Origin of the sequence: Nocardia beijingensis NBRC 16342 (genome assembly GCF_001612785.1) — a bacterium.
Lineage (GTDB): Bacteria > Actinomycetota > Actinomycetes > Mycobacteriales > Mycobacteriaceae > Nocardia > Nocardia beijingensis.
This window is the reverse complement of sequence record NZ_BDBC01000054.1, coordinates 109,488-122,898: the sequence shown is the minus strand read 5'-3', so window position 1 is coordinate 122,898 and position 13,411 is coordinate 109,488. Positions and strand designations below refer to the sequence as shown.

Annotated in this window: 16 protein-coding genes; 13 read left to right on the top strand and 3 right to left on the bottom strand. The window is 70.5% G+C overall.

Going from position 1 to position 13,411, the window contains the following annotated elements:
* Positions 1 to 317: 317 nt before the first annotated feature.
* Together NB3_RS27225 and pspM are read left to right on the top strand one after the other, a co-directional pair.
* Positions 318 to 1,139 carry a PspA/IM30 family protein gene (locus NB3_RS27225; protein ID WP_067809023.1) on the top strand — a complete coding sequence of 274 codons (822 nt, stop codon included), beginning with the start codon at positions 318 to 320 and terminating at the stop codon, positions 1,137 to 1,139.
* Between the two features lie 138 nt (positions 1,140 to 1,277).
* Positions 1,278 to 2,168, top strand: coding sequence for a phage shock envelope stress response protein PspM (gene pspM, locus NB3_RS27220; protein WP_084823714.1), 891 nt, complete (start codon positions 1,278 to 1,280; stop codon positions 2,166 to 2,168).
* Between the two features lie 10 nt (positions 2,169 to 2,178).
* Here the strand turns inward: pspM and NB3_RS27215 are convergent, their stop codons facing one another.
* Positions 2,179 to 2,379 (bottom strand): hypothetical protein, encoded by a 201-nt coding sequence (locus tag NB3_RS27215; RefSeq protein WP_067809022.1) that lies wholly within the window; start codon positions 2,377 to 2,379, stop codon positions 2,179 to 2,181.
* Between the two features lie 240 nt (positions 2,380 to 2,619).
* On the opposite strand from NB3_RS27215, the gene NB3_RS27210 reads away from it, so the two are divergent.
* The 7 genes from NB3_RS27210 (at position 2,620) to NB3_RS27185 (ending at position 8,283) form a co-directional block, all read left to right on the top strand.
* Positions 2,620 to 4,146 carry a bifunctional phosphatase PAP2/diacylglycerol kinase family protein gene (locus NB3_RS27210; protein ID WP_084823713.1) on the top strand — a complete coding sequence of 509 codons (1,527 nt, stop codon included), beginning with the start codon at positions 2,620 to 2,622 and terminating at the stop codon, positions 4,144 to 4,146.
* Between the two features lie 162 nt (positions 4,147 to 4,308).
* A complete protein-coding gene (locus NB3_RS27205; RefSeq protein WP_157112027.1) occupies positions 4,309 to 4,476 on the top strand; it encodes a hypothetical protein in 168 nt (55 codons plus the stop codon).
* A gap of 78 nt (positions 4,477 to 4,554) precedes the next feature.
* A complete protein-coding gene (locus NB3_RS27200; protein WP_084823712.1) occupies positions 4,555 to 5,181 on the top strand; it encodes a PRC-barrel domain-containing protein in 627 nt (208 codons plus the stop codon).
* A 221-nt stretch (positions 5,182 to 5,402) separates the two neighbouring features.
* Entirely contained in the window at positions 5,403 to 5,576 is a 174-nt protein-coding gene (locus NB3_RS35705; RefSeq protein ID WP_169810753.1) for a hypothetical protein, read from the top strand.
* Positions 5,577 to 5,635: 59 nt separating this feature from the next.
* Positions 5,636 to 6,793, top strand: a complete 1,158-nt coding sequence (locus NB3_RS27195) for a glycosyltransferase (protein WP_067809014.1) — start codon at positions 5,636 to 5,638, stop codon at positions 6,791 to 6,793.
* A 63-nt stretch (positions 6,794 to 6,856) separates the two neighbouring features.
* On the top strand, positions 6,857 to 7,051 hold the full coding sequence (locus NB3_RS27190) for a DUF3046 domain-containing protein (RefSeq protein WP_067809012.1): 195 nt from the start codon (positions 6,857 to 6,859) through the stop codon (positions 7,049 to 7,051).
* Positions 7,048 to 8,283 carry a phosphotransferase gene (locus tag NB3_RS27185; protein ID WP_244892104.1) on the top strand — a complete coding sequence of 412 codons (1,236 nt, stop codon included), beginning with the start codon at positions 7,048 to 7,050 and terminating at the stop codon, positions 8,281 to 8,283. Before NB3_RS27190 ends, NB3_RS27185 begins: the two co-directional genes overlap by 4 nt.
* A gap of 4 nt (positions 8,284 to 8,287) precedes the next feature.
* Here NB3_RS27185 and NB3_RS27180 read toward each other — a convergent pair whose 3' ends face one another.
* Positions 8,288 to 8,803, bottom strand: a complete 516-nt coding sequence (locus tag NB3_RS27180) for a CGNR zinc finger domain-containing protein (RefSeq protein WP_067809068.1) — start codon at positions 8,801 to 8,803, stop codon at positions 8,288 to 8,290.
* Positions 8,804 to 8,958: 155 nt separating this feature from the next.
* Here NB3_RS27180 and NB3_RS27175 point away from each other — a divergent pair, with 155 nt between their 5' ends.
* Genes NB3_RS27175 through NB3_RS27165 form a run of 3 tightly spaced genes read left to right on the top strand, consistent with a single transcriptional unit; the run spans position 8,959 to position 10,807 of the window.
* Positions 8,959 to 9,420 (top strand): VOC family protein, encoded by a 462-nt coding sequence (locus tag NB3_RS27175; RefSeq protein WP_067809010.1) that lies wholly within the window; start codon positions 8,959 to 8,961, stop codon positions 9,418 to 9,420.
* A gap of 29 nt (positions 9,421 to 9,449) precedes the next feature.
* A complete protein-coding gene (locus NB3_RS27170; protein ID WP_067809008.1) occupies positions 9,450 to 10,334 on the top strand; it encodes a pyridoxamine 5'-phosphate oxidase family protein in 885 nt (294 codons plus the stop codon).
* Positions 10,335 to 10,357: 23 nt separating this feature from the next.
* Positions 10,358 to 10,807, top strand: coding sequence for a nuclear transport factor 2 family protein (locus tag NB3_RS27165; protein WP_067809006.1), 450 nt, complete (start codon positions 10,358 to 10,360; stop codon positions 10,805 to 10,807).
* A 66-nt stretch (positions 10,808 to 10,873) separates the two neighbouring features.
* Here the strand turns inward: NB3_RS27165 and NB3_RS27160 are convergent, their stop codons facing one another.
* Complete coding sequence (locus tag NB3_RS27160) at positions 10,874 to 12,280, bottom strand: MFS transporter (RefSeq protein WP_244892103.1); 1,407 nt, start codon at positions 12,278 to 12,280, stop codon at positions 10,874 to 10,876.
* Positions 12,281 to 12,378: 98 nt separating this feature from the next.
* On the opposite strand from NB3_RS27160, the gene NB3_RS27155 reads away from it, so the two are divergent.
* Positions 12,379 to 13,401 carry an Lrp/AsnC family transcriptional regulator gene (locus NB3_RS27155; protein ID WP_067809002.1) on the top strand — a complete coding sequence of 341 codons (1,023 nt, stop codon included), beginning with the start codon at positions 12,379 to 12,381 and terminating at the stop codon, positions 13,399 to 13,401.
* The last annotated feature ends 10 nt before the right edge of the window (positions 13,402 to 13,411 follow it).

The window sequence follows — 13,411 nt, the reverse complement described above, 5'->3', positions numbered from 1 at the left end:
TCGGCCGCCATGTCGGCGGCCGAGCCCGCCGCGCGGCCGCTGCCGCTGGCGGAGGACACCAGGATCGTCATCCCCGCGCCACGATCGGACATGCTGGTCCTGGTGAAGGGTTCGTGACGGGCGACGAGACGCGGCAGCCGCGGCAGCGCTGCGGGCCGGTGCGGAAAGCGGATAGATTCTCCATTAGGCGTCGGTTGGGCCGGGTTCGCCCGGCCCGGGTGCCACATGGTGGAGGATAGGCACATATCGAGTGCGTGACGGTCGCGCACTGGAGTCGCGCCCGAGCGCGGCATGTCAGATGGAGGCGGGATCAATCGATGGCTAATCCGTTCGTCAAGGCCTGGAAATACCTGATGGCCCTCTTCGATGCGAAGATCGAGGAGCACGCGGATCCGAAGGTCCAGATTCAGCAGGCTATCGAGGAAGCCCAGCGGCAGCACCAGGCCCTCTCACAGCAGGCCGCGTCGGTCATCGGCAACCAGCGTCAGCTGGAGATGAAGCTGAACCGGCAGCTGGACGAAGTCGAGAAGCTCAACGCCAACGCACGCCAGGCCGTCCTGCTGGCCGATCAGGCCACCGCGGCGGGTGACACCGAGAAGGCGATCCAGTACACCAACGCCGCCGAGGCGTTCGCCGCGCAGCTGGTCACCGCCGAGCAGTCCGTCGAGGACCTGAAGGTCCTGCACGACCAGTCGCTGCAGGCGGCGGCCCAGGCGAAGAAGGCCGTGGAGCAGAACGCGATGCTGTTGCAGCAGAAGGTCGCCGAGCGCACCAAGCTGCTCAGCCAGCTGGAGCAGGCCAAGATGCAGGAGCAGGTCTCCGCCTCGCTGCAGCAGATGGACTCCACGCTGTCGGCGCCGGGCAGCACCCCGAGCCTCGACGCGGTGCGCGAGAAGATCGAGCGCCGCTACGCCAACGCGCTCGGCGCGGCGGAACTGGCCCAGAATTCGGTGCAGGGCCGCATGCTCGAGGTACAGCAGGCCAGCATCCAGATGGCCGGGCACAGCAAGCTGGAGCAGATCCGCGCGTCCATGCGCGGCGACCAGTTGCCCGCCGGCGGCGCTCAGTCCGCCATCAATCCGGCACAAGCCGGTTCGGCGCAGCCGCAGATGAACAAGGGACAGGCCGCGCAGCAGTAGCCGTGACCGGGTTCCCGGCCGACATGTGTCGGTGGGGGCTGGTTCACTGGTGGGCAAGGCGTGGGGACCCGGCCGGCCGGCCGTCGGCCGAGTCGGGTCTCGGTCTGTCCGATGTGGGTAACCGGTGGGAGAGAAGGTATGAGCGGCAGTGCATTCGGCGAGCGTCGGCTCGAGACGCGGCGCCTGCGCGGGACGGCGATGATCCGGGCGCAGGCCGCGCTCGCGCCACAGCCGGGCAGCCTGCCGGAAAGTCTCCGTGAAGCCGGTGAGCACGCGCTCGTCGCCGTGCGCCGCTGGGCCGATCCACGGGAGCGGGAGTTGCGCCGCCGCCGCAGGGCCCGCCGCCGCAGCTTCCAGCTGGGCACGGTGTCCGGCCTCACCACGGTGGGAACCGTTGGCCTTGTCGCTCTTTCGGCGCCGGTGTGGGCCGTGGTCGTGGTCGGCGGCGGCGCGGTGGCGCTGGTGACCGGTGCGGCGCTGAGCACTCGCCGCTATCTCCGGTTGCGCGGGGCGCCGCTGCCGCAGGCGGCGTTCATCCCGCGCAAGCTGCCACCGCTGTGGTCGAATGCCAGGCCGTCGATCGCGCGGCTGGTGCGCGCGGAGAAGGCGTTGCACGGCATGGGCGTCCAGATCGCCCGTTCCCATCGGCTGCCCCCGGACGAACTGGCCGACATGCTCGAAACGGCCGCTTCGGGGGCCGCGGCGCTGCACGCGCTGGCCGCCGACATCACGGCGATGGAACAGGGCCTCGGCGCCATCGGAAGCGCGAAATCGCCCGCGGCGGTGGCGCTCACCGAGAACCTGCGGCTGATCCTGGCCAGGCTCGACGCGGGTGTCGCGGAGTACGAGCAGGTGGTGGCCGCCGCGGGCCGGATTCTCGCCGTCCCGGAGCACACGGTGGTGCGGCACAACTTCGACACCATCGTGGCGGACCTGCGCCACGCCTCCGACCGGCTGGACGGGTGGGCGCAGGCCCTCATCGAAGTCGCCGACAAATCGGCGCCCGCGTCGCAGCGGCCACCGATCTGATCGGGGCCGGTCAGCTCGGCCGGTCCCGGCGGCGCAATTCCTCGGCCCTGGCGCGAAACGCCGCGCCGACGAGTTCGCGGCTCTCGGCCATGAGGTCGAGCACTTCCCACGACGCCTTGCGTGCGGCCGATCCGACGATTCCCGCGATCGCCGAGCCGTGGCGCCGGGCCGCGGCCGCGAGTTCTTGTGCCAGCTCGTTCGTCTGTTCCATCGAGGTCCCGGCCGTCAGACGAGATTCAGTGCATGACTGTGTGCTGATTGGGGTGTCTGTGTCATTCGATCATCCCTTCCCTGTTGTGGCGCAGCGCCGTTTGGCGTTCGAGATCAGAGTACATCCGTGCACTGAATTTGCCTCGGTCGCGACCACGTTGCTGGATCGGGTCGACACCTGAGCACGTGTGTCCCGCCCAAGGCGGAGGCGGGGCGCACGGGCGGCCGGTAGGCTGCGGCGATGCGGTTTCTCTCGGCTCGCGCACGCGACGGTGGGGTGATCGGAAGGACGAGCAGCCTGGATCGCTGGCTGGTCGATCGAAGCGCGCGCGTGCGCGCGACACCGGCGGACCGGGTGCTGAAGGCTCTGAGCACCGCCGCCGACAAGAGTCGTCTGTGGATCGGGCTCGGGGCGGTGCTGTTCGTCGCCGGGGATCGCTCGACCCGGCGCGGAGCGGTGCGCGGGCTGCTCGCGCTGAGCATCGCCAGCGGCGTGGCCAACGGGGTGGCCAAGCCGCTGTTCCCGCGTCGCCGTCCGCCGGACGAATCCGTTCCGTTCGTGCGCAGGCTGGTCGCGCCGCCGGTCTCCTCGTCGTTCCCCTCGGGGCACGCGGCCTCCGCCGCGGCCTTCGCGACGGGCTTGGCGCTGGAATCGCCCCGGGCGGCCGCCGCGGTCGCCCCGGTCGCCGCCGCGGTGGGGTATTCACGGGTGCACATCGGCGTGCACTGGCCGTCCGATGTGGTCGCGGGCGCGTTGTTCGGCGGCGCGGTCGCTGTGGCCACCCGCCGGTGGTGGGCGGTGCGCGACGAAGGCCCTGCTGTCCTCGGCCCGGTCGAGCGCATCGAACCGTTGCCGGAAGGCGCCGGATTGCTGCTGATCGGCAATCCGCACGCGGGATCGGGCGACGGCGACGACACGCTCGCCGCCCTTCGCACCCGGTTGCCCGCCGCCGAGGTGCTCGAACTCGGCGGCGGCGACGATTTCCAGGAGCGGGTCGACGAACTGCTGCGCCGCGGCGGCATCCGTGCTCTCGGTGTCGTCGGCGGGGACGGAACGGTGTCCGCCGTCGCCGAGTACGCCGTACGTCACCGGCTGCCGCTCGCGGTCTTCGCGGGGGGCACGCTGAACCACTTCGCCAGGGACGCCGGAGTGGCGGAGGCCGACGTGACCGTCGCCGGGCTGGAAGCGGGCGAAGCGGTGGCCGTCGACGTGGCGGAGGTCTGCTTCGACGGCACGGAGCGGCGGACCTTCGTCAACACCGCCAGTCTCGGCGGCTATCCCGATTTCGTCCGCGTCCGCGAGCGCTGGGAGCGCCGGATCGGCAAATGGCCCGCGGCGGGCATCGCCATGGTGCGCGTGCTGTTCCGGGCCCAGCCACTGCATGTCACCGTGGACGGCGCGCGCACCGCGCTGTGGATGCTGTTCGTCGGCAACGGCGCCTATCACCCGGCCGACCAGATCCCCATGTCGCGTCCGGAGTTGCACGGCGGCACCCTCGATGTCCGCTATCTGCGTGCCGACGTCCCGTTCTCGCGGTTGCGGCTGGTCTTCGCGACGTTCACCGGCACGCTGGAGTATTCGCCCACCTACCGGCACCGCCGGGTCTCCCGCGTGGACGTGCGGGTCACCGGGGAGCCGGTGTCGCTGGCCACCGACGGCGAGGTCGACCATCGTGGCGAGGACTTCCGGTTCACCAGCGGACCCTCGGCGCTGACGCTGATCAAGAGCGGGCGCGCGGTGGCCGGCCCTGAGCGCGGCAGCGACTGATAGCTACTCGATAGCTGTAATGCTGCTCATGCTGCGGCGTGTCGGCGAATTCATAGGTGTGTCTGGTTTGGTCAGGGGAATTGGGGGTAGTTGCCAGTCTGTAGCTGATCATTTCCGGTCTCGTCTGGGGCCGGGCACATGCACTACTGGCAGGAGCACGTCATGCTCGATGTTTCCTACCGTCGATCGCTGCTCGACCAGGACACGCAACGGCTGGACGTCAGCCGGTACCTGACGTGTGACAGCGCCGAGGATCCGGTGCGGCTTTCGCGCAGAACGCAGCGCGTCGCCGCGGCCCCCGAGGGCACCGATCGACCCACAAGCGATTGAACTCTTTTCCCAGCACGCGCGGTGGCCAGCCGCGTTCCGTCGGGCTGCGCATCGCACGGACGAACTGCGGAGGAACCCATGACTGAAATGCTGGAAACGCTCATCGGCAGCTCGGTGTACGGCCCGGAAGGCGAGAAGATCGGCAAGGTCAAACGGGTCTACGTCGACAACAATTCCGGATCGCCCACCTGGATCGCGGTATCCACCGGCCTGTTCAGCGCCGACGCGTTGGTCCCGCTGGCCGGCGCCGAGCACCGCCCCGAGTCGGCCGTGTTGCAGGTGCGAGTCGGCAAGGACGCGGTCAAGGCCTCGCCGCAGCTCGACCACAACGGCCAGATCAGCCCGCAGGCCGAACAGGAACTGTTCGACCACTACCAGATCGATCCGGATCAGTCCGCCTGGGACGTCTACGGCAGACAGCCGGTGCCGCAGCCGCCGCGCGACCGCCCCGCGATGACCCGCCCGCCGCAGCCGCGGACCGGGGACCAGGAAGACGTCGCCCCGCCGCGCATGCGCAACCACGCGGGTCCGGACGAGGAGACCTTGCCGATGCCGCCGACCGGCGACCGGTCGCGGGTGGGCCGGGAACCGATGGTCGATCCCTACGCGATCGACACGGCCGATCTCGGTATGCGGGAACCGGATGGCATGCCGCAGGACGATCCGCTGGCCGGAGAGCTGCCGGACGCCGAGCGTCAAGGCTGAGCGGCACGTTGCCGACGCTGGTGTGCGCGTGGACCACGCGCACACCAGCGTCTGTGTTCGGCGGACGGGAACGGCCGTTCGGCGGTGAAAACCCCGATCGCAGCCGGGGCGCGCAGTAAGGGTGAACCCTGATTTCGACCCCCAAATGCCTCCTCACCTGGTGATTCGCACTGAACCGAGTGTCATGCTCGAAGCGGAAACCGACTTATGGAGGCATCGAAATGTTGTGGAAGATCATCGGCATCGTCGCCGTCGTCTGGATCGCGCTGACCGTCATCGGCGCGCTGATCAAGGGCCTGTTCCCGATCCTGGTGATCAGCGCCGTCGTGTTCGGGCTGTACCTGCTGTACAAGGCGGTGTCGGGGTCGGACAAGTCGACGGTGAGCAAGCTGTAGCCGCGGGCGCCGCGACGCGGGAGTGATCGGCCCGCCCGGCGGTGTGGCAGGCTGAGCGGATGCGAGTAGCCGTCGTCGCAGGGCCCGATCCCGGTCACGCATTCCCCGCTATCGCGTTGTGCTCCAGATTCCTGGCGGCCGGGGACGAGCCGGTGCTGTTCACCGGTCCGCGGTGGTTCGACGCGGCGCTCGCCGCCGGAATCGGAGTGCGCAGACTCAAAGGCCTCGCGCCGCGACCGGTGGACGACGACGCCGACGCCGGGCAGCGCATCCACGAGCGAGCCGCGCACATCTCCACCGAGATCCTGCCCGAACTGAGCGCCATGCTGCCCGAACTGGTGATCTCGGACGTGCTGACCGCGGGCGGCGGCATGGCCGCCGAGCGGCTCGGCGTTCCGTGGGTGGAACTGTCCCCGCACCCGCTGTATCTCCCGTCGAAGGGATTGCCGCCCATCGGAAGCGGGCTCGCGCCCGGTGTGGGCCTGCGCGGGTGGGTGCGCGACGGCGTGTTGCGCGGCATGACCGCGCGAGCCGTGCGCAAAGGGCAGCGCCAGCGGGAACGGGCGCGCGAGAGCGTCGGCCTCCCTGCCGTCGATCCCGGCCCCGCCGCTCGTCTGATCGCCACCCTGCCCGCGCTCGAGGTACCGCGCCCGGATTGGCCGGAGAACGCCCATGTGATCGGCCCGCTGCTGTGGGAGCCGACCGACGCGATCCTCGACCTGCCGCCCGGGGACGCGCCGCTGGTCATGGTCGCCCCGTCGACCGCGCACACCGGCGTGGCAGGCATGGCCGAGACCGTCCTGCGGGCGCTGGAGGGAACCGGTGTCCGCGTGGCCATTTCGATGCTGGACACGCCGCCCGCCGATCTGCCGCCGTGGGCGACCGCGGGGCTGGGGCGGCAGGACGAACTGCTGACCCACGCGTCCGTCGTCGTCGGCGGGGGCGGGCACGGCCTGCTCGCCAAGACGCTGTCCGCCGGCGTCCCGATCGTCACCGTCCCCGGCGGCGGCGACCAGTGGGAGCTGGCCAATCGGGCGGCGCGGCAAGGCAGTTCGATCGTCGTCCGGCCGCTGTCGCCCGAGGCCGTTCGCGCCGCGGTCGGTGCGATCCTCGCCGACCCCCGCTACACCCGAGCGGCCCAGGAGGCCGCGGCCACACCCGAGTTCCCGGACCCGGTGGCCCTCTGCCACCAGGTTCGCCGAGCCGTCCACTCGTGACCGAAGCGGGTACCGGTGTGCCACTGACCAGCGCACGCGGGCGACGGGAGTAAGTTCGGGACGGTGCGGTTGACCGAGTTTCAGGAACTGTTGCACACCGAGTTCGGTGTGGCCCGCGGCGACGCCCTGCTGACCGACCACGTGATCCCCGCGCTGGGCGGGCGCACGGGTGCCGACGCCATCGAGGCCGGGATCGATCCCCGCGACGTCTGGCGCGCCCTGTGCGCCGAATTCGACGTGCCCAGGACCCGCTGGTGAGCGCCGCCGGGCAGGTGGAACGCGACGAGCCGCTGTACCGGTTCGACGAGCGGCAGCGGATGATCCCGCACGATCCGGAACGTCTGGCCGTCCGGGTGGCGCAGGCGCGCCCCGACGACTTCGCGAGCTACCGGCAGACCGGCATCGAGCTGATGCTGCTCGGCCGCTACGACGAGGCGCTCGACCACCTCGATCGCGCGCTCGAGCTGGTGGACACGGAGCGGCGCCGGATCACCGTGTGGATCAACTTGGGCGATGTGTACCGCTACCGCGGCGACGCGGGCACCGCGGAGCGGTTGTACCGGCGCGCCGTGGACCACGCGCGGGTGGCCGCGCCGGAGGTGCTCTCCTTCGCCGTGCAGCACCTGGGCAAGGCGCTCGCCGAGCGCGACCATCTGTCCGAGGCGCGCGAACTGCTGGCCGAGGCGATGCGGCTGCGCATCGCCGAGGGCGATCCCGAGGAGATCGAATCCACTCGCGCCGCGCTGGACACGCTGGGCGAGCTGCCGATCCCGTTGCCACCCACCGTCGCGGCGCTGCTCGGCGCGGCGCCGAGCTGGTCGGACCGGCACGAGGGCATGAGCGGTGAGGTCGTGCGCGTTGACGGCGTCTACTGGCTCAAACGCGGGCCCAAGGCCGTCGCCGAGTACCAGCGGTTCACCTGGCTGCGCGAGCGCGGGGTGCGCGTGCCGGAGGTCGCGGCGTTCGAGGACGACGTGCTGGTGCTCGCGGACGCGGGCGCACCGAGCTGGTCTGCGGACACGGGTGCCGGCGCGGCGTCGATCGGCACGGCGCTAGGCACACTGCTGCGGCGGTTGCACAGCATTCCGGTCGCCGAGTGCCCGTTCGACGAGAGCCTGGACGTCGTACTGGCGCGGGCGCGCCGCAACGTGGTCGAGGGACTCGTGGACGCGGACGATTTCGACGACGACCACACCGGAGCCACCCCGGCGGAGATCCTCGCGCGGCTGCTGGCGCAGCGGCCGGATGACGAGGACCTGGTGGTGGCGCACGGTGATTTCACTCCGCCCAACGTGCTGACGAACGGGGTTCTGCTCGATGTCGGCGGCCTCGGTGTGGCCGACCGCTACCGCGATCTGGCGCTCGCCGCGCGCGACCTGCGCGCGGATCACGGCGACGCGGAGGCGGCGGCCTTCTTCGCGGCCTACGGGCTGGCCGAGCCGGACGAGAGTCGCTTGACGTATTACCAGCTGCTGGACGAATTGTTCTGAGGCGTCAGGTTTTTCGCGCGTAGTGCCGCGCCGCTTTGGTGCGGTTGCCGCAGGTGGCCATGGAGTGCCAGCGGCGGGTCCCGTTCTTCGAGGTGTCGTAGAAGAACAGCACGCACTGCGGATGCGCGCATTGCCGGATCCGGTCCGGTGCGGTGCGCAGCAGTTCCAGCAGGTTGTCGGCGGCCAGCCAGCCGGGCAGCCAGGCCGGCTCCGCGACGTCCACCAGATCGGCGGGCCCGGACGGGGTGAGCGCGCGACTTACCCGGCCGTGGTCGAGCACGTCGTTGAGCCCCGCGGGGGAGGCGTGCACGACCACGTCGTAGATGGCGGTGCGAGCGGCCAGCACCGCGTTCAATGTGGCCTCGTCGGCGGTCGCGCGATCGGTGAGTCCCGCCGAGGTCAGCCAGATGCGCAGGCCGGTCACATCGGTCAGCAGGTCCTGTGGTCCGTGCTCGATCCATCTGGTGTTCAGCAGATCGAGCGCCAGTGGTTCACCGAGGTGGGGGCGTGGATCGGGCATGCCCGAGGGTACCGAGCGCGCGTCGTCGGCCACTGGTCGCCACCTCCTCTCTAACCGGTAAAAAATTTTGAGCGGTTGACATCGGTGTCTCGGCCTCGATACGTTTCTAACCAGTGAAACCGCAAAAGGCGGTTGGATCTTCCCGGGAGGAACACATGACCTCGGTCGCCGCGCCTCGGCTCAGCACCGGCCATATCGGCCTGAACGTCTCCGATCTGGATCGCTCCGTGGACTTCTACCGCCGCGCCTTCGGTTTCGACCAGATCGCCGCGAGCGCCGACGAGCGGCGCCGCTGGGCCTTTCTCGGTCGTGACGGCAAGCTGGTCGTCACGCTGTGGGAGCAGAGCGGTGGCGCATTCTCCACCGAAACGCCCGGATTGCATCATCTTTCGTTCCAGGTCGACAGCATCGACGAAGTGCGCGCGGTGGAGCGGGTGCTGCGTGAACTCTCGGTCACCTTCGCCCACGACGGGGTGGTGGCGCACGGCGAGGGCGTCGGGTCCGGCGGCATCTTCTTCACCGATCCCGACGGCATCCGGCTGGAGGTGTACGCGCCCAGCGGCGCCGAATCCGCCCCCGCACCCAGCGGCGCCGCCCCGACCTGCGGCTTCTTCTGACCCGGCCGCGTAGCGAAGGGAACATCACGATGGAGGCGTTCCACCGCGGGGAGATCGCCGTGCAGCGCCGGATGGGGCAAGGGGACATCGCCGACCGGGTCGGCCGCATGATCCGTTCCGATATCCCCGCGGTCGCCGCCGGTTTCCTGGCCGATCAGCGCATGGTGGTGCTCGCCGCCGCCGACGCGGCGGGCCGGATGTGGGCGAGCGAGCTGGTCGGGCAGCCGGGATTCGTCCGGGCGGAGGACGACCGGACCATCTCGATCGGCACTCGTCCGGCCGCCGCCGATCCGCTGCACGAGGCGCTGTCCCGGCGCTCCCGCGTCGGCATGATCGCCTTGCAACCGCAGCGGCGCAGGCGGATGCGAGTCAACGGAAGATCGGAGCCGGACGGCGCGGGCTTGCGTATCGTCACCGATCAGGTGTACTCCAACTGCCCCAAGTACATCTCGCGGCGGGACGTCGAGAGCTACACGCCAGGTGCCGCCACGCCCACGGTGCGTCACGGCGCCGAACTGGACGCCGATCAGCGGGCCGCGATCGCCTCGGCCGACACGTTCTTCGTCGCCACCGCGGACGAGGAGGGCGACGCCGACGCCTCGCACCGCGGCGGGAATCCCGGCTTCCTGCAGGTGCTCTCGCCCACCCGACTGCGCTGGCCGGACTATCGGGGCAATTCGATGTTCATGACGCTCGGCAACATCGCGGTCAACCCCCGCTGCGGGATCCTGATCCCGGATTGGTCCACGGGCGCCACGTTGCAGCTCACCGGCACGGCCGAACTGGTCTGGGAGCCAGAGACGTTCACCGCGGGCGCGCAGTGCTCGCTCGATTTCACCATCGAAGAGGTGGTCGAGCGATCCGGGGGAGCGTTGCGGTGGGGCCCTGCCGAGCTTTCTCCCGTGAATCCATGAAACTTCGAGAAAGGTAGCTGTCCATGCGACCACCACTGCCCCCGTTCGACGCGGAATCCGCCGAGGCCAAAGTGCGGGCTGCGGAGAACGCCTGGAACACCCGCGATCCGGAGCGGGTCGCCGCCGCCTACACCGAGGATTCGGTGTGGCGCAACCGCGACGAGTTCTTCACCGGCCGTGACGCCATCGTCGAATTCCTCACCAGGAAGTGGGCGATGGAGAACGGCTACGCGCTGCGCAAGGATCTGTGGGCCTTCGACGGCAACCGCATCGCCGTGCGGTTCCAGTACGAATGGCACGACGAAACCGGCCAGTGGTTCCGCAGTTACGGCAACGAGCAGTGGGAGTTCGCGCCGGACGGGTTGATGTCCCGGCGGGAGGCGAGCATCAACGATGTCCGGATCGAGGAGTCCGAGCGGCGCATTCTCGGGCCGCGCGATCCGGGTGACGAGTCCGTGCTGCCGCAGCGCTAGGGCCGCCGGGTCGGCGCGAAACGGCGACGCCCGGCCGGGGCGCCGCCGTTTCGCGGGAGGAGTGGGTCAGGCGGCGACGGTCTGGCGTTCGGCTCCGGACCTGGCGTTCGCACGCTGCCGGTGGAACAACCCGAACGCGATCAGTCCGAAGACGATGCCCACCGCCCCAGCGACGCCGAGCGCCGCGTCGAGCCCGGTGACGAAGTGCGGCAACGTCAGCGGTTGCTCGGCGCCGGCCACCCCGCGGAAGACGGTGCCGAGCACCGCGACGCCGAGCGCGAGGCCGAGTTGCCGCGCGGTGTTCACCGCACCCGCGGCGGTGCCTGCCTGCTCCGGGGCGACCGCGGCCATGCCGACCGAGACCAAGGCGGGCGCGTTGACGCCGATCCCGATGCCGATCACCACGAACCCCGGGATCAGCGCGACCCAGGAGGACCCGGCCCCGACGATCGTCAGCAGCCAGCTGCCGAGGCCGACCACCACCAACCCCGCGCCGATGGTCCACTTCGGCGCGACGTCGTGCAGCAGGCGTCCGAACGCGCCCGCCACCACGAACGCGGTCGCGGCCATCGGCAGCATCGCCAGACCCGCGTGCAGCGGCGACATGTGCAGTTGCTGCTGCAGCCACAGCGAGATCAAAGGACTGCTCGCGAACGCGGCGAACGTCTGCCCGGACGCGCCGAACAGGGTCGCGCCGAAATCGCGGTTGCGCAGCAGCGTCAAGGGGAACATCGGTGCGACGCTTCGCGCTTCGACCCAACCGAAGATCACCGCCGCGGCGGCGCCGAGCACGAACGCGATGACCGCGGCCGCGTCGGTCCAGCCGTGCTCGCCGCCGCGGATGACGCCGTAGGTGACCGCCGTCGCCGCGGTCGCGAAGGCCAGCATGCCCGGCACGTCCACCGCCGGGCCCACCCGCCGCCGAGCGGGCGGGAACACGACGACGGTCAGCACGATCGCCAGCACGGCGATGGGCAGGTTGACGAAGAAGATCCAGCGCCACGACAGCGCCTCGGTGAGCACGCCGCCGAGGACCACGCCGATGCCCGCCGCCGCGCCGGACACCGCGCCCCAGACGCCGAAGGCCACGCCGCGGTCGCGGCCGGTGTAGGTGGCGTGCAGCAGCGACAGCGTGGTGGCGAACATGGCCGCGCCGCCGACGCCTTGCAGCGCGCGCGCCGCGACCAGGCCCGTCGCGCTCTGGGCGACGCCGCAGCCGAGCGACGCGACCGCGAAGACGACCAGTCCGGCCAGGTACGCGCGCTTCGCGCCGACCCGGTCGGCGAGCGAACCGAGCACCAGCAGCAATGCGGCCAGCGCGAGGGCGTAGCCGTCCACCACCCACTGCAAGCCGGACAGTCCGGTGTCCAGATCGGCGGCGATGTCCGGCAGGGCGACGTTCACGATGGTGACGTCGATGAGCAGCATCAGCGTGCCCAGGCACGCGGCGAACAAGGGGAGCCATTTCCTCACGGGAGCCTCCACGGCGGATTCGAACGATTTCGACGCCAAGCGTGCGGCAATCGACCGGAACCCCCTAGCCACGGCCGCATCGGCGTTAGATTCCTCTAGTGGGTGATGATGACTCGAGCGAATCCTCCGAACTCGATCTGCTGGACAAGCAGATCGTGCACGCGCTGGTGCACGACGCCCGGATTCCGTTCGCCCGGCTCGGCGGCGTCCTCGGGGTCTCCGAGCAGACGGTGGCGCGGCGGTACCGCGCCCTGCGGCAGCGCGGCATCCTGCACGTGGCCGGACAGGTGAACGCGGTGCCGCTGGGCCACGCGCGCTGGGTGCTGCGCCTGAAATCGACACCGGACAAAGCGTTGCGGCTGGCCGAATCCCTGGCCCGGTTCCCGGATCTGAGCTGGGTGACCTTGCTGTCCACCGGTTCCGAGGTGACCTGCGTGGGCAGGCCGCGCTCGATCGAGCGGCGTGACGCGCTGCTGTTGCAGATCCTGCCGCGCGCCCCGCAAGTGCTGGAACTGTCCGCGCACGAGGTCATCCACCGCTTCCCGCTGGACGAGGAGTGGCCGCGCTATCGGCGCCTGCTCACCGCCGCTCAGCTGGACGAGCTCGGTCCTGCCCGGCAGAGGTGCGCGGGTGTTGGACCGAACGCGCCGGTGGACCTCTCGGCGGCCGACGAGGCGATGCTCGCGCTGCTCGGCCGGGACGGGCGCGCTCCGTACGCCCAGCTCGCGGCGGCGACCGGATGGACGGCGCCACGGGTCGCGCGGCGCATGGCCGAGCTGACCGCGGCGGGCGTGCTGTATTTCGACGTCGATTTCGCGATCGAGCGAATGGGCTACGGCGTGCGCGGCGCGCTGTGGCTGCGCGTGCGGCCCGCCGACCTGGACGCGGTGGGCCGCGCGATGGCCACGCATCCGGAGATCGTCTTCGCCGCCGCCACCACCGGGTCGTCCAACCTGTTCGCTTCGATCATCTGCCGTGACACCGCGGACCTCTACCGGTATGTGACCGAGCGGCTCGGCGCGCTGGCGGGGATCACCGACGTGGAGGTGACGCCTTCCCTGCGTGTGCTCAAACAGGCGCAGACGCTGCTGGACACCGACCGGATCGCGCTCGTGCGCTGATCGCCCGGAG

What these genes read in the sequence shown, in the direction of transcription:
- NB3_RS27180 (WP_067809068.1), bottom strand. Translation starts at nt 8,803, where the DNA reads ATGCCCGATCCACGCCCCCACCTCGGTGAACCACTGGCGCTCGATCTG.
- NB3_RS27175 (WP_067809010.1), top strand. Translation starts at nt 8,959, where the DNA reads ATGACCTCGGTCGCCGCGCCTCGGCTCAGCACCGGCCATATCGGCCTG.
- NB3_RS27215 (WP_067809022.1), bottom strand. Translation starts at nt 2,379, where the DNA reads ATGGAACAGACGAACGAGCTGGCACAAGAACTCGCGGCCGCGGCCCGG.
- pspM (WP_084823714.1), top strand. Translation starts at nt 1,278, where the DNA reads ATGAGCGGCAGTGCATTCGGCGAGCGTCGGCTCGAGACGCGGCGCCTG.
- NB3_RS27200 (WP_084823712.1), top strand. Translation starts at nt 4,555, where the DNA reads ATGACTGAAATGCTGGAAACGCTCATCGGCAGCTCGGTGTACGGCCCG.
- NB3_RS27225 (WP_067809023.1), top strand. Translation starts at nt 318, where the DNA reads ATGGCTAATCCGTTCGTCAAGGCCTGGAAATACCTGATGGCCCTCTTC.
- NB3_RS35705 (WP_169810753.1), top strand. Translation starts at nt 5,403, where the DNA reads ATGTTGTGGAAGATCATCGGCATCGTCGCCGTCGTCTGGATCGCGCTG.
- NB3_RS27205 (WP_157112027.1), top strand. Translation starts at nt 4,309, where the DNA reads ATGCTCGATGTTTCCTACCGTCGATCGCTGCTCGACCAGGACACGCAA.
- NB3_RS27195 (WP_067809014.1), top strand. Translation starts at nt 5,636, where the DNA reads ATGCGAGTAGCCGTCGTCGCAGGGCCCGATCCCGGTCACGCATTCCCC.
- NB3_RS27165 (WP_067809006.1), top strand. Translation starts at nt 10,358, where the DNA reads ATGCGACCACCACTGCCCCCGTTCGACGCGGAATCCGCCGAGGCCAAA.
- NB3_RS27210 (WP_084823713.1), top strand. Translation starts at nt 2,620, where the DNA reads ATGCGGTTTCTCTCGGCTCGCGCACGCGACGGTGGGGTGATCGGAAGG.
- NB3_RS27170 (WP_067809008.1), top strand. Translation starts at nt 9,450, where the DNA reads ATGGAGGCGTTCCACCGCGGGGAGATCGCCGTGCAGCGCCGGATGGGG.